Here is a 24158-nt window from a genome sequence, read left to right as displayed (position 1 = left end):
CCAATACCGACCGCTTCGGCAATGCCAGAAAAGCGGTGGCGTTTGCGGGGTTAGATCCTCGTCACCACGAATCTGGTAGCAGCGTGAAGGCAAAGCCACGCATGTCCAAGGTGGGGCATACATTTCTGCGCAAGGCCCTCTATATGCCTGCTATGGTCACTCTCTACAGAACCGCCTGGGGGAAAACATTCCGCGCACGCCTTGCAGCATCAGGAAAACCACCTATGTTGATTATCGGCGCCATGATGCGCAAACTCATTCATGTCGCCTTCGGAGTGCTCAAATCACAAAAATCTTTCGATGCTTCCTTGCATATCACTTGACGCGAATAACAGTATCTACCGGGTACGCCTTACAGTGTTCACCTTTGAAAGTGGTGGATTAAATTACGGGGTATAGAGTTCCATTCGATTGGTAAAGCCTCCTGCGATCAGTACCTTGCCGTTTTTCAGTGCGATCGCCGTGGGATAGGCGTGAGAGGTATTGAGGTTTCCGGTTCTTTCCCAGGTATTAGTATTTGAGTTGTAAAGTTCTGCCATGAGAGTCGCTCCGTAGCCGCCGGCAGCGAGTACATTACCGTCTTCCAGCCGCACTTGAGAATGATCGGGGCGAGCATAATTCATTGGAGAAGCTGGCCGCCACTCACCGAGATTTGGATCATAAAGTTCCGCTGTCTTCAACTGATAGTCCGCAGCATGGAGACTATCGTAGCCGCCGGCGACCAGAATCTCTCCATTTTCCAGCTCAGTCATGGCGTGATCGCGGCGAGGGCCAGTCATGGGGTCTGTTGACGTCCATGTATCGGCATCTGGATCATAAAGCTCCGCCGTAGCTTGAACCGAGTATACCGAGGGATTGGATAGTCCCCCGGCGACCAGAACTTTGCCAGTTTTCAGCAACACAGCGGTGTGACCCCTAGTACGAGAGTTCTCCATCAACGTTTTGGTGAACTCCCAGCTGTCGGTGCTGGGATCATAAATTTCTGCCGTGTTATCGGTGCCGAAATATCCTCCCCCAACAACCAATACATTGCCATCTGGCAGCAAGGTTGCGGTGTGTTCGGCGCGCGGCTGCTTCATATTATTCATTGATTGCCAGCTGTCAGCAACGGGATCGTAAAGCTCTACAGTCCCTAGCGTGATGCTGACGTTCCCTTCTTTTAAGCCTCCGGTCACCAACACCTTGCCGTTCTTCAGCAAGGTAGCGGTGTGCAGATAACGAGCGGTTTTCATCGTTCCGGCAGGCTTCCAGTTGTTATTCTCTGAGTCATAGAGTTCGGTTGTAGCCCAGCCGCTTGTCACGTTGCTTCTTCCTCCGGCGACCAGTATCTTGCCGTCATCCAGCTTGGTGGCGGTATGGTAGTAACGCGAAGTAGCCAGGCTTGCGCCTGGTTCAAACGCCCCTGAACTGACGACGGCGATGGTAATGGTTGCCAAAGTGCCGCCGTCCTGATTGTTGCCAGTAATGGTGTAGAGTTTTTCTTCCTGCAGGGTAGTTGGCGTACCGGTGATTTCCCCGCTATCCGTGTTCAGGCTCAGTCCTTCCGGCAATGGCGGATGGACGCTGAATTCGGTAATGGCGCCTCCAGTGGCAGTGGGCAAATTCGGAGCGACGACTTTGCCTTGTGGATAGATAGCCACTGGCTGGCTATAGGTGAGGTTATCGGGAGGCTGTAAAGAATCGGCAATGCCGATTATCAACGCCCGCGACACTGCGCCGACAGCATTGCTGGCGCTGATGACATAAGTAGCGGCAGGTTTCGCCGTGCTGGAGGCGCCGCTGATCACGCCGGTGGAGGGATCCAGCTGCAACCCGTCCGGCAAGGCAGGGGAAGCGCTGAATTGCGTAACCGCGCCGCCTTCGGTGTATGGCAGGTTGGGATTGATATCTGCATTGACCGGATAAGAGACCGGGTTTTCTTTGTAGCGCAGCAAGGTTGGCGCAGTGACGGCGGCAGTCACTTCAATTTGCAGATAGGCGGTTGCCGCGCCGTGCGCATTGCTGCCGGTGACGGTATGGATAACCGCGGGGGCGGCCTCGACTGGCGTGCCGCTGATGACGCCGCTTACCGCGTCCAGCACCAGGCCGGCCGGCAGGGCCGGTTCCACGCTATAGTCGGTGATCTTGCCGCCGCTGTTGCGCGGGACATTCGGCGTGATTGCCTGATGTTGTGCATGACTGGCCGAGCTCACGGCATAGACCAGGCCGGTCGGGGGATTGACGCCGGCGCCTGGGCCGGGATCAGAACCAGTATCAGAACCGCCGCCGCAGCCATACAGCAAACCGAGCACGGCAATGCCCAAGAGTAAATGCAGTTTCTTGAAAAATTGCCGCGGCGACACTAGCGTTGGCAGACAATTTTCTGTGATGTCATTCCAATTCAGGCGATGAATTCGATTCATTTTGCGTCCTTGCAGTTTGGCTGCTGGCTGTCCGGCAACAGAATCGAAAACAATACGCATTTGCTCAAAATGGAGACATAGGAATTGTCTTAAAAAATTTAATTAACGGAAAGTAACGCGGTAAGGCGTGGATACTGTTATTCACGTCGCGTTTGGAGTGCTCAAACCAGAAAAATCTTTCGACTCTACTTTGCATATCACTTGACGTGAATAACAGTATCTACGGAGTGTTTTACAGGCTCGTCATTTCAGCAGGTTCAGCCGCTGATGCCATTCAAACAAGGACTCGCGCGGAAACTGCTTGAACTGCTTGTCCTTGCGGCCCGCCTTGACTTCCACCCATGGCGCCTTGTAATCCAGCAGCAGGTGGGTGTATTCAGGCGGCGCCGGCAGCGGCGTATCGATGGCCGATGCGAATGGATGGACCAGTTCCGGCCATTCCGGGCTGTAGAGCCACAGCGCGCTGCCGCAACGCCGGCAGAAATGGCGTTGCGCGGTGCTGGTATGGACGCGCGATTCGCCTTGCCGCTTGAGTTTTGCGTGATAGATGCTGACGTCGTCCCGGCCTTGCACTTTCAGGGTGCGGGCGTCGCCGCCGATGTTGACGGCGTATCCACCGCCGCCCTGGGTCTTGCGGCAAATCGAACAATAACAGCGCTGGTAAGGGTAGGGCGTGTCGCTTTCCAGGCTGAAGCGGACTGCGCCGCAATGGCAGGATCCCTTGAGCTTCATGGTTCTCTCCTAGTTGTCGCTGCCGCCAGTATCGCCGATCCCGGTGTTCAGGGTGTGTTAAGCACCGAACATACATGCCAGCTGTTGAAGCGCATCATGCTTCCTTGTTTCATCCCCCTCATCGCAGACCTTGCCGGCCGGACAGCAGCCTGGGCTCAAGCGCGTGAACGTCGATGGCAGTATAGTTAAACGAACTTAAGCGAACTCAAATCAACCCAACTCAAGGTAGTCTGATCAAGGAAATTGTCATGGCGCTGGACCGTACTTACATGATTGAAACCACGAATGCGCTATTTACGCTGGTCATCACCGAAACCAGCGATGGCGGCCGCTATAAGGCGACGTATGTCGGCACGCGGCAGAAAGTCGAGCTGCCTTGGGTCGATAATCCCGGGCTGGGGCAGAAAGACCTTGACGGCGAAGCGGAAGACGTCGATTTTGACGCGCTCATCGCGACTTGCCACCGCCAGATCGCGGAGCGCGGCGGCGAGATACTTGGCATCCAGGATATTTCCGTCATCGACGAGCGTCCCCGCAGGGACTGGGGAACCAGCCGTTGACAATCCGGCCGCCGTCCGGAAACAGCATTACCTCCCGCTAGCAATGATTATTTGACAGTAGCCGACGTCGGCAAGCGTGGCCTTGTCCGCAAAAAAACTTGCGGAATCGCTGCTGATGGAGAATTATTTAAGCTCCGATCCGTCTCACTCCCAATGACACTGTCAAGGCCTGGCACAGCAGAACCGGGCCGGCCGGCGCTCGCCGGCGTTGTGCGAGCGTAGTTCTTTCATCGCCTGGATAGACAAGGAGATCTCCATGAGGCCAGTCAGCACCTACATCATTGAAACCGACAATGCGCTTTTCACGCTGGTGGTCACGGAAACGGATGAAGGCGGTCCATACAGCGCCTCGTATATCGGGACCAGCCCGAAATTTGAACAGACCGAGATCGACGATGACGACAGCGGCCCGGCGCAGGAGGACCTGGAGGGGAAATTGGAGGACGCGGATTTCGATGCGCTGCTGGCAGCCTGCCACCGGGAGATCGTCGAGCGCGGCGGCGAGATCGTCAGCATCGAAGATATATCTGACGACGATGATGAGGAACGCTAGCATTTCACGCGGGAACATCGGATTTTTGCGACGGAGCGCGGCTTCCCCCTGGCCGAAAGCGGAAATCCTTCAGGGTTGATATATACTGCAGCATAACTGTATATCCATACAGTCAACCATCTTCAATTTTGCCTGGCGCTCTTCGCAATGCGCAGAGCTGCGGCGGCCGCAACATGATCAGAGTGCTGGAAAACCGTTTTTATTATCTCGACAATTTCCTTGCCGTGGTGGCGTCGGTGCGGGCCCGCTATCGGCACTTGCTGGATAGCGAAGAGTGGGATTTCGTCGACGGTTTCGAGGCACTGCCGCTGGCATCGCGCGCGCTGCTGGTGCGGATGGTGATGCGCAAGGGCGAGCTGTTTCGCCTGGACCGGCTGCGCTACGGTGAAATCGGCTGTCCGCGCAGCGCTGCAGCGCCTCTGGTCGCCGCCGGCTGGCTGGACGGAGAGCCGGCCATCGACATCGGACAACTGTGCAGCCTGCTGACGAAGACCGAGCTTGCAGAAATATTTCCGCTGCTGCCGCGCAGCGCGCGCAAGGCAGGACAGCTGGAAATCCTGCGCGGCGAGCATGGCGACGCGGTGCGCACGCTGGCCGGCTGGGGTATCGACGACCAGCTGTTGCAGCTGCGCATTGCACCTTTGTGCGACCGGCTGCGGCTGATGTTCTTTGGCAACCTGCACCAGGACTGGTCGGAGTTCGTGCTGTCGGAATTGGGGATTTTCCGGTACGAACAGGTCGATTTGTCGCTTGCGCAAGGTTTCAGCAGCAGGCAAGACATCGACGATTACCTGCACCTGCACGCCTGCCGCGAACGGTTCAGCAACGGCGCAGCGCCGGCAGCCGTGCTGGCTGACCTGCCAGGCATGCCTTATCCGAATGACTGGCTGGAACAGCGCCGCAGCAAGCTGCTGTTCCAGGTTGCCCAGCACTACGAACGCAGCGCCGAACTGCCGGCCGCGCTGCGCCTTTATGCGGAATGTGCGTGGCCGGGTGCGCGCCTGCGTGCGATCCGCGTGCTGGAACGTTGCGGCCAGCCCGATGCGGCTTTCGCACTGGCGCAGCAGGCCGAGCGGCAACCGGAAAGCGAAGCTGAAAAACAGCAGCTGCTGCGCGTCATGCCGCGTTTGCGGCGGCAGCTGGGCCACGGCAAGATGCCGCAGGTCGCCGCCGCGGCTATCGTCCGCCAGGATATGGCGTTGCCGCGAGCCGAGTCCGGCATCCCGGTCGAAACCGTGCTTGCCGGCCATCTGTCGCGCCCCGATGCGCCCGCCGTCTACGTCGAAAACACGCTGATCAATTCGCTGTTCGGCCTGCTGTTCTGGGATGCCGTCTTTGCGCCGCTACCGGGCGCGTTTTTCCATCCGTTCCAGAGCGGCCCGGCCGACCTGCACAGCGCCGATTTCCAGCAACGCCGCGCCACGCTGTTCGAGGCCGGTTTCGCCCAGTTCGACAGCGGCGGCTATAAGCAGGCCATCTGGCGCAATTTCCGCGCCAAGGCCGGCATCCAGTCGCCATTCGTGTTCTGGGAGTCCATCGATGAAGCACTGCTGGCAATGGCGCTGGATTGCCTGCCGCCGCTGCACCTGCGCAAATGTTTCGAGCGCATCCTGCAGGATATCAAGACCAACCGTTCCGGCTTGCCGGACCTGATCCAGTTCTGGCCGGCGGAAAAACGCTACCAGATGATCGAAGTCAAGGGCCCGGGCGACCGCCTGCAGGACAACCAGGTCCGCTGGCTGCACTATTTTGCCGAACACGGCATTCCGGTCGCCGTCTGTTACGTGCAATGGGCCGGAGAGTGCGCGTGAACCAGGCCGCATACGTAATCGCCGTCCGCGCCCTGTGCGAGTTCACGGCCAAACAGGGCGACCTTGACCTGCGCTTCACGCCGGCGCCGACCGCGCTGGAAGGCATCGCCGGTCACGCCGTGGTGGCGTCACGCCGCGATGCCGCTTATGAAAAAGAAGTCAGCCTCAGTGGCAGCTACGGGCCGCTGCTGGTGCGCGGCCGCGCCGACGGCTACGATCCGGTCTTGAACCGGCTGGAAGAAATCAAGACTTTCCGCGGCAGTCTGGAGCGCATGCCGGACAACCACCGTCATCTGCACTGGGCGCAGGTGCGGATCTACGGCCACTTGCTGTGCCAGGCGCGCAACCTGTCCGAGCTGCAGCTGGCGCTGGTGTACTACGACATCGGCAAACAGAAGGAAACCTTGCTGACGGAATATGCAACTGCGGCTTGCCTGCAACGGTTTTTCGAAGAGCAGTGCGGCCGCTTCCTGGCCTGGGCCGAACAGGAGATGGCGCATCGCGCCGCACGCGACGCCCAGCTCACCGCCTTGCGCTTTCCGCACGCCGATTTCCGCCCCGGCCAGCGGATCCTGGCGGAAGCGGTGTACAAGGGTGCCAGCAGCGGCCGTTGCCTGCTGGCACAGGCGCCGACCGGCATCGGCAAGACGATCGGCAGCCTGTTCCCTTTGCTCAAGGCAAGCCCCGGCCAGGGGCTGGACAAGATATTTTTTCTTTCAGCCAAGACGCCGGGGCGCGCGCTGGCGCTGGAAGCGACGGCGCGCATCAAGCAAAGCGCGGCGGGATTGCCGTTGCGCGTACTGGAGCTGGTCGCGCGCGACAAGGCGTGCGAACATCCCGACAAAGCCTGCCATGGCGACTCCTGTCCGTTGGCGCAGGGGTTTTACGACCGCCTGCCGCAGGCGCGCAGCGCCGCCATCGACAGCGGTGCGATGGACAAGGAGGGCTTGCGCCAGGTCGCCGCCGCACATCGCGTCTGTCCCTATTACCTGAGCCAGGAGCTGGTGCGCTGGTCGGACGTGATCGTCGGCGACTACAACTATTATTTCGACCTGAGCGCCATGCTGTACGGCCTGGCTAGCGCCAACCAGTGGCGGGTCGGCGTGCTGGTCGACGAAGCGCACAACATGATCGAGCGGGCGCGCAAGATGTATTCCGCCGAGATGGAACAAGCCGGCTTCAAAGCCGTGCGGCAAGCGGCGCCGCCGGCGCTCAAGCGCGCGCTGGACCGCGTCAACCGTCAATGGAATGCGCTGTACAAGGAGCAGGAAGCTGAATACCAGCGCTACGAAGACCTGCCGGACGGCTTCATCCAGGCGCTGCAGCAGGCCGTGGCCGATATCACCGACTACATGGTCGATCATCCGGCCGCCCTCGACAGCGACCTGCAGCGCTTCTATTTCGACGCCATGCACTTCACCCGCATTGCCGAGCTGTTCGATAGCCACTCGCTGTTCGACATCACCCGGCGCGGCGCCCATGGCGCGACGCTGTGCCTGCGCAATATCGTGCCGGCAAGCTTCCTGGCGCCGCGCTTTGCCGCTGCGCATTCGGCCACGCTGTTTTCCGCCACGCTCAGCCCTTGGCATTTTTACAGCAAGATACTGGGCATGCCCGACAACACCGCCTGGCTCGACGTGCCGTCGCCGTTTACCGCCGACCAGCTGTCAGTGCAGCTGGTCACCGGGATTTCGACCCGTTTCCAGCATCGCGAGCGGTCGCTGGCGCCGATCGTGGACCTGGTCGCCAGGCAATACCGGGAGCAGCCGGGCAACTACCTGACGTTTTTCAGCAGCTACGACTACCTGGAGAAAGTCGCCGCCATGTTCGCTGCGCGCTATCCCGATATCCCTTTGTGGCAGCAGGCGCGCCGCATGGATGAGCGGGAAAGGGAGCAGTTCCTGGCGCGGTTTACCGATACCTCGCAAGGCGTCGGTTTCGCGGTGCTCGGCGGCGCGTTTGCGGAGGGCATCGATTTGCCCGGCGCACGCCTGATCGGCGCGTTCATCGCGACCCTGGGGCTGCCGCAGGTCAATCCGGTCAATGAACAGATCATGTTGCAGATGGAGCGCACTTTCGGCCAGGGCTACGACTGCACCTACCTGTATCCCGGGTTGCAGAAAGTGGTGCAGGCCGCGGGCAGGGTGATCCGCACCGAGCGGGACCGCGGCGTGGTGTACCTGATCGACGACCGTTTTGCGCGGCAGGAAGTCAGGCAGCTGCTGCCCGCATGGTGGCAGCTCGGCAGCTGAGCTGCCGAGCTGGCGCAGGCATCAGGCAAACAGCAGGCGGTCGGTGCAATGGGAATCGTTGGGATCGAAATAGGGGCGGGCCCAGCTGTCGCTGGTGGACAGGAACCAGCCGACGGCAAGCGCAGCCTGCTGTTTCGAGGCCGGCACCGGTTCATTGGCCGCCGCCGGCGCGACGGCCGCCATCCGGTTCAGGAACTGGAAATGATCGACCAGTCCCACCGCTTCGATGGCGAACACCGTTGCGACGTCGCCGTCATGGATCGCCAGCAGGTTGTCGCCGTTGGCCTGTTCCCCGCCAAGGGCAAGGTTGGACGAGCCGCAGAACACAACTGGACTGTCGCCGCTGAAACCGCATACGACGAATTTATGATGGATCTGGTGGCCGATGCCGCTGATCGAGCGTACTTGGTCAAACGGCGGCGGCAGTATCGATTTGCCCGGCTTGCCGGTCACCAGCACACCGGTTTTCTTGCCCGGCGCATACAGGGAAATGCCGGTGTTGCTATCCGAAATGCCATAGCTGAAGACATTGCTGTCGGCGTGCAAATCCTTCAGCGCGGTATAGACCGGGCTGGTGCCGTTGTCGATCTCCATGACGGCAAACAGTACGCTGCCGTTCTTGGCGGGCTTGGTTTGTTCCTGCTGGATGCGGGCGGCGATGTCGCCAAGGTTCTTGGCGACGAATTCTGCCGTATGGGGCGCGAAGGTGATATCGGCGCGCGGCGAAATACCTTCGGGAATCGAGAACGTTGTGGAGGAAAACGGCGATTGCAGGTAGGCGCCGAGCTTGACGCCGCCTTGCCATACGGTCTCGAACAATTGCCCGTATTCGGCTGCGACGCCGGGATCGTCGAACACCATCACGTGGTTGGAGTTGACGTACAGGCCGGTAACGGAAAAATTGGTCGACCCGGTCAACACCTTCAGCGCGCTGTCCTTGTTGAAGGACACGAATACCTTGTCATGCGCATAACGCTTGAAATGGCCGCGCAGGATGGCGGCAGGGCTGGCGGCCACGGCCAGGAACTGCGCCTCGAACTCGTCCTCGGGCATCGGTTTGGCTGCGGAGTGATGCAGGGCTGCGTTGTCGAGGATGATGCGGACCCGGCCCTGCTTGCCCAGTTCCAGCAGGATCTTGCACAGGTCAGGCTCGTTCAGGTCGTAGGCAAACACATCGAGGTATTGCGCCGGATCTTGCAGCACTTCATTCAGGAATTCAAAAATCCGCTCCCTTGCCGTCAGCCCTAGCCATGCGTATTCGTCGGCAAAGGTGTACTGCTCGCCGGCGGCATTGGCGCCCGATACCTGCGTCGTATCGAACAGCAGTTCCTTGGTGTTGGGCCGGATCAGCGCGTTGACGCCGAAATGGTGGGCAAACGCCTGCGACTGCGTGTAGCCGCGGGTAAACCCGAGCTTGAACTTGTCTTTTGCAAACGGCCCGACATAAACGCTGACCGACACGCCCAGCGCCTCGTCAAGGGCGGTCATCGACTGCTTGTCGTCAAAATAGCGGGGGATCACCGTATAGGTGTATTCGCCGAAAAACGGCGTGAGCCCTTGGTGGACCGAGCCCGGCACATGCAGCCAGCGGAACTTGTGTATCGGCGCATTCACCGTTGAATTCGGCGGCTCGACCGGGTCCTGGGCATGCGCCGCCGGGGTTTCAAACTGCAGCGTGTTATAGAGGTAGTAGGGCGGCAGGCCCTTGGGCTGGCAGCGGATCGTGAAACCCGCCAGGTTGGCGGCGCCGTCAGGCTGGAGCAGGCTGAACGCCAGCAAGGTCTTGCAGTCGCCGACATGGGCGGTCACCGACAGCAACTGGGATTGATCTTTGACAGACGCCATGGCGATCCTCCGAATTCAGTTAGACATGTTCCGGTTCTCGAAGCACGAACGAAGAAATTTCGCCTGGCACACGGATTCAGTGCAGGAAGTCCAACCCGATTCAGGAGGAGTTGCAAAATACTAACGAAGAAATATGACTGGATGATGACCGCCTTGCGCCGGCCCGGAAAGAGTACTGCGTGCCGGCAAGGCGCTACCAGTCAGCCAGGCCATCGGCCAGGTTCTGCTCCGCCTTCGATGCGCAGATGCGGTAATCCTGCTCGCCCAGCACGGAAAAACCGCTGATGCGCATGGCGCTGCGAGCGTGTTCAAGTCCGGGAGCCTCGATGCTGGCAGCCAGGGCCCGGCGCAGGGCGGCCAGCACGGCAGGCGGCGTGGCTGACGCGGTGATGAGCGGCAGGCCCGGCATCGGCGTGGTGAACCCGATGGCGGCGAGCCGGGAAAAAACCTCCGGTTCCTGGCGGCTCAAAAAATAGGCGCTGACACAATCGAGCGCGGCAATATCGGCCTTGCCGCCGGCGACCAGCCGCGCCGACTGCCGGTGGGCGCCGCTGAACAGCACTTCCGAAAAAAACCTGCCGTCGCTGGCAAACCGCGCAACCGCGCTGCGCAGCGCGTGATAGCCGGATTGCGAATGGCGCTCGTTGCAGGCGGCAACCGCGCCGTGGAACGCCGGCAAGGGCTTGGCAGCATCCTCTTTGCGCACCCACAAGCTGCTGCTGTAGTTAGCCTGCTCGCAGCCGGGCACGTCGAAATGAAAGGCGCCGACTACCTGGACTTGGCCATGCAGCAGCGTGGATACCGGATAACCGCAGGCCTGGCTTAGCAGCAGGCCGGGCTCTTGCCAGTGCTGCAGCAAATCCTGCGGCTGCTCAAGCTGGTGCGGCACATCGGCTATGCCTTCGCGCTGCATGCAATCGAACAGCCCGTGCCAGAACTGGTCCAGGCTGGCGGCCGGAAACGGGTACATCGGCAACGCACATCTCATGCACTGCCTCCGCCGCGCAATGCGGAGTCTGCCTGCGGCGTCCAGCGCTGCCCCAACAGGTCGAACAGCTGGTCGGCCACGATGGCCAGCAATGCCACCAGCAGCGCGCCCTGGATCACATAGGCAGTGTTGAAGCCGCTCAGGCCGACGATGATCGGCAACCCCAGCGTCTTGGCGCCGACGGTGGAGGCGATCGCCGCCGTGCCGATATTGATCACCACCGAGGTGCGCACGCCCGCCAGTATCACCGGCGCCGCCAGCGGCAGCTCCACCCGGTACAGGATCTGCCAGCGGTTCATGCCGATGCCGCGCGCAATTTCCAGGATCGCCGGCGAGATCGAAGACAATCCGGTCATCGCGCCTTGCGCTACCGGCAGCACGCCGTACATGACCAGTGCGATCAGGGCCGGCGTTTCGCCGAAACCGATCAGCGGCACCGCCACCGCCAGCACCGCCACCGGAGGAAACGACTGGCTGATCGCCAACACCGTTTCAAGTGAAGAGCGGAACGGCCGTCCCGTCGGCCGGGTGACCAGCAGGCCGGCCGCCACGCCGCCCAGCACCGCGATGGCGCCCGACAGCAGCACGATGCTCAGGTGCGCTAGCACCAGCGTGGTGAATGCGTCTTGCAGGTACATGGGGCGCGCCAGCTGCGGGAAGGCGCTGGCGAACAGCGGCGCCGTCAACGGCATGCCAAAGGTGAAGCCCAGCAGCAAAAGGCTGCTGGCAGCGAGCCAGCGATAGCGGTAGAGCCGCTTCATCGCGCCGCCTCCAGCAAATCGGAGAAATGCAGCACGCCGGCAGCCTGGCCGCGCTCGTCGACCACCGGCAGACTATGCGCCTTGCGCGTGATGAAAGCGGACAAGGCTTCGCGCAGGGTGCTGCTGCTGGAAATCGGCTCACCGGGTATCGCCGCTTCGCTGCGGACCCGGCCGGCGATCTTGTCCAGTCCGAGCAGGCGGATGCCGACATCGCTCTGGCCGACAAATCCGCGCACGAATTCATTTTCCGGCGACAGTAGGAATTCGCGCGGCGTGCCTTGCTGCACGATGCGTCCGTGATCCATCAGCACGATGCGTTCGCCCAGCGCCAGCGCTTCGTCGATGTCATGCGTCACCAGCACGATGGTCTTGCCGGACAGCTTGTGGATATTGGCCAGTTCCTGCTGCAGGCTGGCGCGGGTGACCGGATCCAGCGCACCGAAAGGTTCGTCCATCAGCAGCACGTCGGGATCGGCCGCCAGCGCGCGCGCGACGCCTACCCGTTGCTGCTGGCCGCCCGACAGCTGGTCGGGATAACGGCGGCGGAATTTTTCAGGAGGCAGGTGCAACAGCTCCAGCAGTTCGCTGACGCGCTCATGGATCTTGGCCTTTGGCCATTTCAGCAGGACCGGCACGGCGCTGATGTTCTGCTCCACCGTCCAGTGCGGAAACAGGCCGACCGACTGGATCGCATAGCCGATGCGGCGCCGCAATTGCTCCGGCGAGTGCTCGACGATCGGCTTGCCGTTCAGCCTGATGCTGCCGCTATCCGGTTCCAGCAAGCGGTTCAGCAGCTTCAGCATGGTCGACTTGCCGGAGCCGGAAGTGCCGATCAGGACCACGAATTGGCCGTCCTTGATCGTCAGGGACAGCTCGCTGACCGCTTGCCAGCCGTTGAACGATTTGCTGACTTCGCTGATTTCAATCATGGTTTTGCCTCCGCAAGAGAACGATCGCTACCTTGAACAGCGTATCGACGCCGATGGCCAGCAGGATCACCGGGATCACGCCCAGCAGCACCAGGTCCAGCGCGCTGCTCGACATGCCCTGGAACATGAGGACGCCGAAACCGCCGGCGCCGATCAAGGCCGCCACCACCGCCAGCCCAACCGCCTGCACGGTGGTGACGCGGACGCTGGTCAGGAACACCGGCAGCGCCAGCGGCAATTCGACGTGGAAGAATATCTGCCAGGGCGACATACCAATGCCGCTAGCTGCTTCGCGGACGTCGGCCGGCACCTGTTCCAGTCCTGCCAGGGTGCCGTGGGCCATCGGCAGCAGCGAATACAGGCTCAGTGCCAGCAATGCCGGCGGCAGGCCGACGCCGCCGATCCCGGACTGCGGGAACAGGCTGCCCAGCAACGCCAGCGGACCGATCAGCAAACCGAACAGTGCAATCGAGGGGATCGTCTGGATCACGTTCAGCACCGGGAACAGCAGCTTGCGCGCCCGCCGGCTGCGGAAGGATAGGGCGCCCAGCAACGCGCCGACCAGCACCGCGGGCAATACCGAAAACACGACCAGCTGCAGATGGCGCAGCAGCGCCAGGTTAAAGGCATCCTGGTGATTCTGGTATTCCTTCAGCAGCGACAGGCTATCCAGGTATCCCGAAACGATCAGCGCCACGATCGGCGCCAAGGCTGCCAGTATCACCGCAACCCGCGCCGGCAAAGCCAGGGCTAGGCCGCGCAGCGCCTCCGCCAGTTGCAGCCAGGCGGTCAGCAGCAACAGCCAGAACGCGCCGCCGAACGAGATGCGCGCCAGCGAATCGGCGTCGCCGCTGCGCAGCTGGGCTTCGTGTCCGGCCAAGGCCAGCAGGCCGCCGCTCAACCCTGCCGCCGCGAGCAGCAGGACAATGCAGCTGAAACGGGACGGCCGCAGCCAGGGCGCCGCCAGCAGCGGCAGGGCCGGCAGCGCCAGCAGCCAGTAACGCGCGGCCAGCTGGCTCAGCAGGATGCCTTGGCCGCTGAGCAGCCGATTGGGCGCATAGGTCAGCAAGGGCAGGTTGGTAGCGGCGACGATCGCGACGATCACCAGCAGCAGGTGCACCGGATTGTGCAGCTTGCGGGCTTGCAGCGCGTTGTTGCCCACTCGCCATGGCTGGTCGGCCAGACGCGCCATGGTCATTTGATAAAGCCTTTGCTGCGCAGGTAATCGCCGGCGACCTTGCGGCCGTCGCGTCCTTCGATGGCGATGCCGGCGTTGAGTTTTTGCAGCGTCGGGCTATCCAGCGACAGGAACACAGGTTTCAGCAGGTCGGCAATCCTGGGGTACTTCGCCAGCGCCTCGCTGCGGATCACCGCTGTCGGCGCGTAGACCGGCTGTACCGACTTGATATCCTCCAGCGCCACCAGCCCCAGCGCCGCCAGCGAGCCGTCGGTGCCGTACACCATCGCCGCGTTGACGCCGGAAGTCTGCTCGGCGGCAGCCTTGATCGTTGCCGCCGTATCGCCGCCGGCCAGGGTCAGCAGCTGGTCTTGTTTCAATTTGAATCCGTAGGTGTTTTCAAAGGCGGGCAAGGCATCCGGGCGCTCGATGAATTCAGCCGACGCCGCCAGCTTGAAATGCCCGCCCTGGCCGATCCAGCGGCCCAGGTCGGCCAGGGTTTTGAGCTTGTTGGCCTGCGCCACCTCCTTGCGCACTGCGATCAGCCAGGTATTGTTGGCGGGAGACGGCGTCAGCCACGTCAGCTTGTTTTTATCGAGATCGAGTTTCTTCACCAGCTGGTAGCCGCTCTCGGCGTTTTTCCAGGCCGGGTTCTTTTCATCGGAAAAGAAGAACGCACCGTTGCCGGTGTATTCGGGATAGATGTCGACGTCGCCCGAGATCAGGGCGCCGCGCACCACCTTGGTGGTTCCCAGCTGCAGGCGGTTGACAGTCTTGATGCCGTTGGCCTCCAGCACCAGCTGGATCAGGTTGCCCAGCAGCGCGCCTTCGGTATCGATCTTGGAACTGACCCGGACCGGTTCGGCAGCCTGGGCATAAGGAGAAAAGAGGGCGGCAGCCAAAGAAGTGGCCAAGGCAGCGGCCAGCAGGCGGGTGTACAGACTCATGTCGACTCCGTTAGAAGATAGCGATGCCGGTTCAGGCAAATGGATGGATATCGGCAATCACCGGTGTGCTGCGATGGCGCCACAGCAGCGGCAGGTAGCCGTGCTCGACAAAACCGTCGCTGCGTTCCTGGTAGGTCTCGCGCTGGGCCAGATAGGCTTGTCGTAGATGGAACCATGGCAGTCCGGGATGCAAGTGATGTACAAGATGGTAATTCAAATTCAGGAACAGCAGGCGCCAGGGCCATGCAGCCTCGTTGATCACCGAGCGTCCATGTGCGGCTTCGACCGCCCGATGTTCGTAGAAAGAACGCACCATGGTCAGGCTCAGGGCCGGATAAGCGACGGCAAACAGGTAGAACCAGGGGGATATGCCGGCGCGATGCAGGAAAAGCAGCAGCATTGCCAGCAGCCACAGGTGCCAGGCCCAGGTAACAATGGTTTTGCGGTCGCGCTGCCGCCATGCGGCATGGACCGTCTGCGACCACACCAGCGCCGGCCCTGCCAGCAAGCGGCCGCCGGATGTATTGCGGAAGCGGCGCAAGGACCGTCCCAGCCGGCCGCCGCCCTTAAGCGCTGCATAGTAGGTTTCCGGGTCGGCGCCCGGCAGCGTCAGGTCCTTTTCATCGCGATGATGGGCAAGATGGCTGTCGCGGTATAGCGCGTAGGGATACCACACCGCCAGCGGCAACTGGCCGAACAGGGCGTTGAAGCGGGCGTGGCGGGTCGGATGGCCGTGTATCAGCTCGTGCTGCAGCGACATGTACCAGGCGCTCAGTCCGATCAGCAAGGGCGTGCCGAGCCATGGACCCACTTCACGCCAATGCAGCACGGTCGCCAGCCAGCCGCCGTAGATCACGGCAATCAGTCCCCAGGTAGGCAATTCCAGGCGGAATCGCCATGCCGCGGCCGGCGGCGTCTTTTCATCGTCCCGGGCAGCGGTGGCGGCCGGCGGGACGGCTTGGCCGAGGAAATGGAATGCAGGGTCGTAAGGTAAAAAGTACATGCGCGGCTCTCTTTCCATTAGCCGCGAATATATAGTAGGTATATGCCAAGAAAGAACGAATCATTTTGAACAACTATATATGGAATAAATATATGCTTTAGGCGCCGGCGAAAGCCTTGGCCACGAATTCCTCGCCCCGAATTCCTCGCCCATTACCTGCTTGCGTATTTCCAGGCCGTCTTCGAATTGCTTGTCCATGCCGTTTGTCCTTTATGCGGAAAATTGATTTTGCCTTCCTTGGACGAGCTTACATCGTGCCAGTCCAGGATTTCCGCATTCAAGGCCGCGTGAGCCTGATGATCACATCTTTATGCTGCGGGAACAGCTTAAGCAATTCTTCCCGCGTCAGCGTCACCATGTCCTCCATCTCCCATCCGGGCGCGACCGCCTCGCTGACCAGGCCGTACTGGCCCTTGGTCAGCTCCGCCGCTTTCCAGGTCCCGCCCTTGACGGCCAGCTGCAATTGCTGGCCATGCCGGATATCCGGCCCGACCACTACCGCCTCGTAGCGGCCGTCAGGGTAGATCAGGTGGTAGGTGATGGGCGCACCCATGTGGTAATACTCTATGCCGTCGGAGCTTTTGGTATGGAAATGGTCTACCGGCGTGTCGTCCGTCAGCATGTAGTAGATCGTGGTCAGCGTGCTGCGCGGGCCGCGCGCGGTGCTGATCTTGTCGCGCTGGTCGGCTTTGAAGGTTTGCCGGAAATAGCCGCCTTCGAAATGATGTTCCAGCTGCAGCAGCTTGATGACCTCGTTCTTGTCCGGGATGGCTGGACTGTCGGCCCGGCAGGCGCCGGTCAGCAGCAGGCCGCTGCAGAAGATAGCGAAAAATTTCATGGACCGCCTTTTTGAAAGGGATGTTGCGGAATCGGGCGCGGCATCAACCGTGCGAAAATAGGCAAGCTTCATCAACGGCTTGGTAAAATAACTGAGCAAGAACCGGGCCAAACATTCATCTTCAAGGGAAATATGATGTCTATCGACTGGGGCGCGTTTACCCCATGGCCAGCCTTGCTTGGCGGCTTGCTGATCGGCCTCGCCGCAGCGATGTTCGTACTGCTGAACGGCCGCATTGCAGGCATCAGCGGCATCCTGGGCGGGCTGCTGCGGCCGGCGCGCGGAGATATCGGCTGGCGCACTGCCTTCTTGCTAGGGCTGATCGGTTCGCCGCTGGCGTATGGCTTGTTTGCGGCATTGCCCGCCGTGCGGATTGACGCCGGCTACGGCGCCTTGACGATAGCGGGGTTGCTGGTCGGCGTCGGCACCCGTTACGGCTCCGGCTGCACCAGCGGCCACGGGGTCTGCGGCCTGTCGCGCCTGTCGCCGCGTTCGCTGGCAGCCACCGCCGTCTTCATGGGGTGCGGGTTCGTCACCGTATATGCGATACGCCACCTGTTTGCCGTTTAAGGAAAAAACCATGCTTATCATCACATCGCTGCTTGCCGGCCTGGTGTTCGGATTGGGTTTGATCGTTTCCGGCATGGCGAATCCGGCCAAGGTGCTTGGCTTCCTCGATCTCGGCGGCGCGTGGGACCCGTCGCTGGCGTTTGTGATGGCTGGCGCCATCGCGCTGGGACTGGTGGCGTTTTCTTTTGCAAAAAAACGCACCACGTCTTTGCTCGGCGCCGAGATGAAGCTGCCGGCCACGCGCCAGATAGACCGCCGCCTCGTGATCGGCAGCGCCTTGTTTGGGGTGGGGTGGGGGATTGCGGGCTTCTGCCCGGGACCAGTCCTGGTAGACCTTGGCATGGGCGAGACCAAAGCGCTGGTGTTTGTTGCGGCGATGCTGGTCGGCATGGGCGTGTTCGAGATTGCCGAAAGACGCTTGCGCGCGGCCAGATAAGCGCATTGCATGCGGCATGACCCCGACTGCTGTTCTGCAGTCTTTTAAGTTTCCTTAAGCGATTCACCCTGGGTTGACTGGAACGCGCGCACCTGTGCGTTCGCAAACCGGCGCGCAGGCTGGTTCTCGCCAGCGTCATTATCCGGTAACAAAGTGCAGTTACCATCCGGAAAGATTTTTAACGCGTCTTACCAGGAACGGTGGATCCATCGTTCATTCGCGCAAATTTAAATTCCATCCGGAGTGTCGACATGATGCTGATATCCAGCGTGTCCTGCGCAGGCGACTCTTGCCCAGCTTATTTGTCCAGCGCGCTTGCCACGGCGCCGGCGTCGAGGCCATTTCGATGAAACACGACATGGCCAGGCGCTTTCATTCCGGCCGCCGCCGCCGCTTGCCGCAGCGCGCCAGCCACACATACAGCCGCGGCGCGGTACTGCCGATCGGGATCTTTTTCCTGGCGGTGCTGTGCGTCGGCATATTTTCCGTCTACAACCTGTCGCAGGTGACGAGCGACAAGCGGCGCCTGGTCAACGCCGCGGATGCGATTGCCTACAGCACCGCCAATATCGCGGCGGAGGGCCTCAACTACACGGCCTACACCAACCGCGCCATGATCGCGAACTACCAGGCGGTGGGCCAGATGACGGCGATGTGGTCGAACATGACCATGTCGGACCAGTACTGGAAAAACAATACCAAGGTGATGAAGGCCACCGCTGCGCTGACCAAATTCATTCCCTATATCGGCGCCGGCATGTCGGGCATTCTTAACGCCGTCTCCACGTTCGGCAAGTACTGGGAAAAAATCGTCGACGGCGTGCGCGTCACCAGCCAGGTGCTGGCCAATGCCGGCACCGCCACCACCTCGCTCACCAACTACGCGATTTTCGCCTCGCAGCAGGTGCACCTGGCCACCACCACCTCGGCCATGATCGCGATGCAAAAGGAACTGCTGACGGCCAATGCGCCGCGCGCCGAGTTTGTGCCGCAGACCATCATGTACCAGGTCGCCAAGAGTGTGGTGGACTTCGGCAGCATGATCAAGCTGCACCAGCCGCCGCGCAAGTTCATGGGTAGCACCGAGATGAAGACCAAGCTGCCGGACAGCACCGGCACCGCCGATTTCAACCTGGTGCACCGGGTGATGATGCAGGACATGATCAAGCTCACCAGCGCCATGGGTGGCCGCCGCCTGTTTCCTAACGCGGTCGGCCTGTGGGCGGTGGACGGCTGCAACCTGAGCGGCATCAACGGCATCCTGACAGGGCTCTCGGCCAACGGCCTGGAACAGATCGTGCCGGCGCTGCAAGGCAACGTTGCGGCGGACGTCATCGGCCCGGTGATCGAAGCGTTCATGAACACGGTGGGCCTCATCGTCAGCCCGATCATGTGCCTGTACGAGCGCACCGGCGGCACCCGCATGATCCAGATGCAGGACGGCACCTATGCCTGGAGCAATATCGACATCATGGAGATCAATCCGCACCTGTTCAATATCCACATCCCGATGGCCGGCGCGGTGACGATGTCCAAGGTCGGCCGCCAGGGCCTGGACAAGAACCAGGAAGTGCCTGAAGACCTGGCCAAGTTCGTGGACGTGGTGAAAGACACTTCGTCCTGGAAGAAATCGTTCTGGGGCGAGGCTACCGGCATCGACGATTGCCTGTATTTCACGTTGCCCAGCGGCGAGCTCTATGCGCCGCGCATCAGCGGCGCCTGCGGCTCGCTGTCCGCCGGCGCGGCCAAGAAATACTACGAGCGCGGCGTCATGAATATCGCCGGGTCCTCCGGCGAGCGCGCAATGAAGGGCCAGCCGCAGATTGCCACCGCCAGCCAGACGCTCAACAACGCCGCCATGGCGACCCTGGAACCGGTAATCAATGCGGCCGGCGCCGGCGTCAATTCCTCCAATTCATCCCAATCCGCGGTAAATCTCCCGGACGCCAACGCCGGCAACCTGACCGGCGTGCTGGGCGGCGCGCCGGCCGGCATGCCGGCTTCCGGCGCCGCGCTGAATGCGCCGAATCCCGGCAGCGCCGACGCCGAAGTGGCGGTGGCGACAGCGATGGCGCAGCAGGCAGTGAATTTCCAGCAGCTGTCGAGCCTGGGCGGCAATGTCGCCACTTCCATTTCGAATATGCTGGGCAGCGGTTTTTCGCTCGCCACCTCGGCGTTCGACGATCCGCTGGACGCCCCCAGCGGTTTTGTCCAGTTCATCCTCAAGGCTTTGGGCCTGGGCGACTTGATCGATGTCCTTAGCATGCGCACCTCGCGCGGCACCGAAACGCTGTTCCAGAAACCCGGCCTGGGCGGCGTGGTGGCGGCCGACATGGGGTTGCCGGCGGAACGTTTCGGCCTGTGGGAAATGCGCGGCGCCAACATGGGCAACTACCAGCTGGGCGACCGCGCGGCCAGCAACCTGTTTGTGGCCAGCAAGGAAGTGCAAGACAACGCCTTGAAGGACCTGGGGCCGTCGTTCGTGGTGGCGCTGCAGCAGACGGTCGACAAGACGCCGCTGCGGCCGGAAAGCAAATTCAACCTCGGGCGTGCCCCCATGAACGATTACGACACCGAACTGAAGCAGGACTACCTGAAGGCGATCGGCAAGGCGCGCGTGTATTACCGGGCGCCGGTGGAGCGCTGGACCACGCGCGGCCAGATCGTCTCGCACGCCAACCTGATGCTGCCGTACTGGAACGCTCGCCTCGAAGGCTTGAACTACCCTGAGAAAGCGCTGTTCTTCATCATTAACTGATACCCAGCCGGAACCATTTCATGCCCATGCCGCTGCCCGCCCGATCCACCGCATCGCCCAGCTTGCGCCGCCAGCGCGGCCAGGCGCTGGTCGAATCCATCATTGTCTGCAGCCTGTTCATGGTGTTCCTGTTCGGCCTGCAATGGGTGTGGCGCTTCGGCGAACTGAGCCAGCTCAATGCCGAGGCCGCGCGTTTCGCGATCTGGGAGCGCACCGCTTACAAGACAGGCGCCGGCGCCGAAACGCAAGCGCTCTACAGCAGCGACGGCAACCTGGGGCCGCAGGTTTTTCGCAACATCTACCTGACGCCGCGCGGCGCGCGCCAGTCGCAGGGCGAGGGCGGCACCGCCTTGATGCAGGACCATCCGGACTGGATGAACACGGCGGCGCGCTTTTTTACCGGCACGATGAAGGGCGCGACTTTCGGCTCGCTCTCCGGCAATGCCTTGAGCGTCGTCACCAATTCGGACAAGGCGCCCGGCGGTCCGATGGGCTTCGATCCGACCCATAACACCTTGACCCGCCTGAAGCTCGATGACAAACCCTACGAACGGGTGCAGGTCAACGGCGCCATCGGGCTGGGCGATTTCATCACCGATTTCCTGCAGCAGCGCTTCGGCATCGCGCCCGGGGTCGACAGCGCCGCCGCCGGCGGCACCAACGTCACTGCGCTGGGCAGCCTGACCATGGTCACCAATTCCTGGTCGGCGCCGGGAGCGGTAGCGATCAAGCGCATGTTCGACGAGCTCAATCCGCTGGCTTCCAGCAACAACGTCGGCATGGTGGTAAATAACGGCAAGTATGGCAACTTGTCGCAGCTGATCGGCGGCGCCTCCGGTTTCGGCAGCAATTACCGGGTCGACAAGGTTGGCATCAACCCGGCGCAAGTATCGACGCTGGTGTCGCAGGGGATGGGTTTTGACTACAACAGCCTGAAGAACCCGGGCGACCTGATAAAGATATTCAAGCCTACCGATGAATACAAGGAAAGCTTTGTGTTCAAGGCGGCGACCATCGAACCCGAATACGTCGGCATCATCTGCAAGGCAAAAGTGCCGAATTCGATCCGGCTGACGCAATACACCCAGGATGAACTATGTCCATCCGGCACGGTGCGCGCGCGTACGATTTCCATGTTCGATAATCCGGCATGGAGGTTTGTTGCGCCGTAGGGCAACATTCTGGAAATGGCGTTAATTTGATGTAAAAATCATTGATATTCAATGTATTACAGATCAATTTTAAGAATTTAGATTAAATATCGAATGCAATCAAAAGACGTTTTTATTCAATCACTTGTGTAAATTACCTAGAATTAAGATGAGATAGCGGCGAGCATTTCCCGCGACTGCGCGCATGCGGGTCAGCTACTGCAGCTGCTGCCGGGTGTTGCGGGTCGAATCATAGTGGGCGTTGCCGTCGTAGACGATGTTGATCTGCTGGTTGCGGGTGATGAAAGTGTTGTTGTGGTTCAGGACCAGCCCGCCGATCGGATCGATGACAAGCGGCCCAGACGGCTGGATGATCTGCACCGGCCGCTGCAGCACGGTAGCCATCAGCTGCGGCGCGAAATCGCCGCCGACGTTGCGCCAGCTGCGGCTGGTGAGGATGTCGTCGACAATGCGGTTGAGCTGGTTGCCGGTGACGAATACCTGGAAATAGGCAGCATTGTCGAGGATCAGTTGCGCCACCCGTTGCCTTAATGTGGCCGGATCGGCGTTGACGCCGTCGAGATAGAGGATCTGGTCAAGCACTGCGGCATAAAAACAATTGCCGTCGCCGGCTACCGTTTGCGCTGCCAGGCCGTCCCTTTGCAGGTAGATATCCAGGTTGCGCTGGTTGAGATCGATGAAACCTTGGTTTGAAAACTGGGAAATCAGGTCATCCAGCAGGTTTCGGGCGTTGACGATGCGATCAAACGCCTCCTGGCTGCCGCCTTCTTTATCCGGATGGTTCTTCAGCAGGAGTTTCAAGCTCTGCTTCTTGACCAGGGCGCCGATGCCAGGCAGCAGTACCTGCTGGTTGATGTTGCTGATGCGCCGCGGAATCTGCAATGTCTCCAGCGCTGCATTGATCTCTTCCAGGGACGCATTGTCTTTCTCGTCGATGCTTGGCGCCAGGTCTTCGTCGTCGTCCTCGGTGTCGCTGTCGTCGCTGTAATAGCCGTCTATGGTCTCCAGCAACTCGTCCACCAGCTTGTCGCCGAGGTATGCCTCCAATTTTTCAAGATCGTACCTGTCGGCGTCTTTGCTGAAACCGAACAGGGCGCGGCCGGCCACTTGTCCGCCCTGGGGAGCACCGCCTTTTTTTGCCCAGGCCGAAACGAACAAGCCGTTCTTGCGGTTGAAGGCTTGCTGGAAGGTCAGCTGGCCAAGGGCAATGCGCCGCAACAGGGCGCGCGCAAGCTTGTCGGATCCGGGGACGCGAGAGCTGTGCGCTTCGATGAATTGGGTCAATAAAAGAAACAGGGACTTGGCCTGGGCTTCCTGGTCTTTGCCGCTGCTTTGCCCGGATTCGATCGCGCTGAGTATCTCGAAGGCTACTTCCGCGTCGTTGCCCTTAAAGCGGGCAATGACGTCATCGTAATTGCTGGGAATCTGCTTGTCGTCGTACGCCTTGGAATCGAGGTATAGAAAAGGCTGGTTGCCGAATCCTTTGCGATAGTAGCCTTTGGTGTCGCCGATGCCGATTTGCGAATAGGCCGGGTTGATGCCTGGATTGAGCGCGGGGTTATACAAAGTCAAGGCGGTGCTTGCCTCGGGATTACTGGCAATCAGCCTGGCGATGTCCGCATTCTTGTAACCGTAGTTGTCCTTTGCCTGCTTGCGGAAGATACCTCGCTTGCTCTTCGGAGTGGCTTTCTTGAACCTGTTTCGCAAGCGTGACCTGCGCAGCTTTTGAATAAGGGTTTCTTTTCTCTTTTTTTTCCCAAGCTGGGCCGTGCCGTCGGTGTCATTGCCTAAGGCGCTTGGGATTGGCGTCAGCATCCTGGGAACGTCCTTCGTGGAGACTTGCCTGAATCCAGCCGCTTTGCGGCCCATCACGTCCGCTTCCCGTTCAAGGGCGGTGTCGTCATTGACCGGCGTGCCATCCGCCTCGGTCGTCGGCGCTACCCGGCCTTGCGCCTGCTGCACCAGGTGCCAGGCTTCATGCGGCAGGTGCGATTGCTGTCCCGGCGCCAGGTGGATCTGGCTGCCTTGCGCATAGGCATGCGCCATCAGCTGGGCCGGCCGGGCCGAGTTGTAATGTACCTTGACGTTGTCAAGGCTGAGGCCGGACAGCGATTCGATGCCCGCTTTCAGCTGGTCCGGCAAACCGGTGCGGTTGATTCCCGGGCTGTACGTAGCCGGGCCGGTCATCGGCATCGGCGTAGCTGGCGCGTTGGTCGCGCGCCGCTGCAGAGGGCTGTCGGCATAGTGAAAATCGCCCATCGCGACCAGGCCGTTGCCGCTATCCGGCGCCGCCTCGGCGCGGGCCGGCAATTCCTGGCGCGGCAAAACCTCCGGCGCCAGGGCTGGAGCAAGCGTGCTCATTTCTTTCATGCCTGTCATCGCCTGCTTGCTCCTTGCCTGTCAGGATAGGTCGCGCTTCGTCGT

General features: G+C 61.0%; 20 protein-coding genes. 9 read left to right on the top strand and 11 right to left on the bottom strand.

Features of this window, described 5'->3' with window-relative positions:
- Positions 1-323, top strand: a 323-nt coding sequence (locus BM062_RS18475) for a transposase (RefSeq protein ID WP_139220108.1), incomplete at its 5' end; no start/stop codon positions are given.
- A 63-nt stretch (positions 324-386) separates the two neighbouring features.
- Here the strand turns inward: BM062_RS18475 and BM062_RS18470 are convergent.
- Positions 387-2462, bottom strand: coding sequence for a Kelch repeat-containing protein (locus BM062_RS18470; protein ID WP_092399510.1), 2076 nt, complete (start codon positions 2460-2462; stop codon positions 387-389).
- A 183-nt stretch (positions 2463-2645) separates the two neighbouring features.
- Complete coding sequence (locus BM062_RS18465; protein ID WP_092399508.1) at positions 2646-3134, bottom strand: GFA family protein; 489 nt, start codon at positions 3132-3134, stop codon at positions 2646-2648.
- 248 nt (positions 3135-3382) lie between these two features.
- Here BM062_RS18465 and BM062_RS18460 point away from each other — a divergent pair, with 248 nt between their 5' ends.
- From BM062_RS18460 to BM062_RS18445, 4 genes are all read left to right on the top strand, one after another.
- Complete coding sequence (locus BM062_RS18460; protein ID WP_092399506.1) at positions 3383-3694, top strand: hypothetical protein; 312 nt, start codon at positions 3383-3385, stop codon at positions 3692-3694.
- Between the two features lie 256 nt (positions 3695-3950).
- Positions 3951-4247: a hypothetical protein gene (locus BM062_RS18455; RefSeq protein ID WP_092399504.1), complete on the top strand. Its 297-nt coding sequence runs from the start codon at positions 3951-3953 to the stop codon at positions 4245-4247.
- Between the two features lie 173 nt (positions 4248-4420).
- The gene (locus BM062_RS18450; protein WP_175501077.1) at positions 4421-6058 is read left to right on the top strand and encodes a VRR-NUC domain-containing protein; all 1638 of its coding nucleotides are present in this window, start codon (positions 4421-4423) and stop codon (positions 6056-6058) included.
- On the top strand, positions 6037-8310 hold the full coding sequence (locus tag BM062_RS18445) for an ATP-dependent DNA helicase (protein ID WP_092399500.1): 2274 nt from the start codon (positions 6037-6039) through the stop codon (positions 8308-8310). The genes BM062_RS18450 and BM062_RS18445 overlap by 22 nt, the downstream gene beginning before the upstream one ends.
- Before the next feature lie 21 nt (positions 8311-8331).
- On the opposite strand, the gene BM062_RS18440 is transcribed toward BM062_RS18445, so the two are convergent.
- The 8 genes from BM062_RS18440 to BM062_RS18405 all read right to left on the bottom strand — a co-directional run bounded on the left by BM062_RS18440 (position 8332) and on the right by BM062_RS18405 (position 16798).
- Positions 8332-10155 (bottom strand): phospholipase D-like domain-containing protein, encoded by a 1824-nt coding sequence (locus tag BM062_RS18440; protein ID WP_254785149.1) that lies wholly within the window; start codon positions 10153-10155, stop codon positions 8332-8334.
- Between the two features lie 193 nt (positions 10156-10348).
- A complete protein-coding gene (locus BM062_RS18435) occupies positions 10349-11143 on the bottom strand; it encodes a phosphate/phosphite/phosphonate ABC transporter substrate-binding protein (RefSeq protein ID WP_092399496.1) in 795 nt (264 codons plus the stop codon).
- Complete coding sequence (locus BM062_RS18430; protein ID WP_092399494.1) at positions 11140-11904, bottom strand: ABC transporter permease; 765 nt, start codon at positions 11902-11904, stop codon at positions 11140-11142. Before BM062_RS18430 ends, BM062_RS18435 begins: the two co-directional genes overlap by 4 nt.
- On the bottom strand, positions 11901-12833 hold the full coding sequence (locus BM062_RS18425; protein ID WP_092399492.1) for an ABC transporter ATP-binding protein: 933 nt from the start codon (positions 12831-12833) through the stop codon (positions 11901-11903). Before BM062_RS18425 ends, BM062_RS18430 begins: the two co-directional genes overlap by 4 nt.
- The gene (locus tag BM062_RS18420; protein WP_092399490.1) at positions 12826-14031 is read right to left on the bottom strand and encodes an ABC transporter permease; all 1206 of its coding nucleotides are present in this window, start codon (positions 14029-14031) and stop codon (positions 12826-12828) included. Before BM062_RS18420 ends, BM062_RS18425 begins: the two co-directional genes overlap by 8 nt.
- On the bottom strand, positions 14028-14957 hold the full coding sequence (locus BM062_RS18415) for a glycine betaine ABC transporter substrate-binding protein OsmF (RefSeq protein WP_092399488.1): 930 nt from the start codon (positions 14955-14957) through the stop codon (positions 14028-14030). Before BM062_RS18415 ends, BM062_RS18420 begins: the two co-directional genes overlap by 4 nt.
- Before the next feature lie 31 nt (positions 14958-14988).
- The gene (locus tag BM062_RS18410) at positions 14989-15960 is read right to left on the bottom strand and encodes a fatty acid desaturase (protein ID WP_254785148.1); all 972 of its coding nucleotides are present in this window, start codon (positions 15958-15960) and stop codon (positions 14989-14991) included.
- A 277-nt stretch (positions 15961-16237) separates the two neighbouring features.
- Complete coding sequence (locus BM062_RS18405; RefSeq protein ID WP_092399484.1) at positions 16238-16798, bottom strand: cupin domain-containing protein; 561 nt, start codon at positions 16796-16798, stop codon at positions 16238-16240.
- A 135-nt stretch (positions 16799-16933) separates the two neighbouring features.
- On the opposite strand from BM062_RS18405, the gene BM062_RS18400 reads away from it, so the two are divergent.
- The 4 genes from BM062_RS18400 (at position 16934) to BM062_RS18385 (ending at position 21734) form a co-directional block, all read left to right on the top strand.
- Positions 16934-17368: a YeeE/YedE family protein gene (locus tag BM062_RS18400; protein ID WP_092399530.1), complete on the top strand. Its 435-nt coding sequence runs from the start codon at positions 16934-16936 to the stop codon at positions 17366-17368.
- A 10-nt stretch (positions 17369-17378) separates the two neighbouring features.
- Positions 17379-17804, top strand: a complete 426-nt coding sequence (locus tag BM062_RS18395) for a DUF6691 family protein (RefSeq protein ID WP_092399482.1) — start codon at positions 17379-17381, stop codon at positions 17802-17804.
- A 289-nt stretch (positions 17805-18093) separates the two neighbouring features.
- On the top strand, positions 18094-20562 hold the full coding sequence (locus BM062_RS18390; protein WP_254785147.1) for a pilus assembly protein TadG-related protein: 2469 nt from the start codon (positions 18094-18096) through the stop codon (positions 20560-20562).
- Between the two features lie 20 nt (positions 20563-20582).
- Positions 20583-21734 carry a hypothetical protein gene (locus BM062_RS18385; protein ID WP_139220107.1) on the top strand — a complete coding sequence of 384 codons (1152 nt, stop codon included), beginning with the start codon at positions 20583-20585 and terminating at the stop codon, positions 21732-21734.
- Positions 21735-21929: 195 nt separating this feature from the next.
- Here the strand turns inward: BM062_RS18385 and BM062_RS25655 are convergent, their stop codons facing one another.
- Positions 21930-24104 (bottom strand): eCIS core domain-containing protein, encoded by a 2175-nt coding sequence (locus BM062_RS25655; protein ID WP_175501076.1) that lies wholly within the window; start codon positions 24102-24104, stop codon positions 21930-21932.
- Between the last annotated feature and the right edge of the window lie 54 nt (positions 24105-24158).

The sequence above is a fragment of the Collimonas sp. OK412 genome (assembly GCF_900112135.1).
In the GTDB taxonomy this organism is placed as follows: Bacteria; Pseudomonadota; Gammaproteobacteria; order Burkholderiales; family Burkholderiaceae_D; genus Collimonas; species Collimonas rhizosphaerae.
Note: the sequence above shows the minus strand (reverse complement) of the source record. Positions and strands in the feature narration are given on the sequence as shown.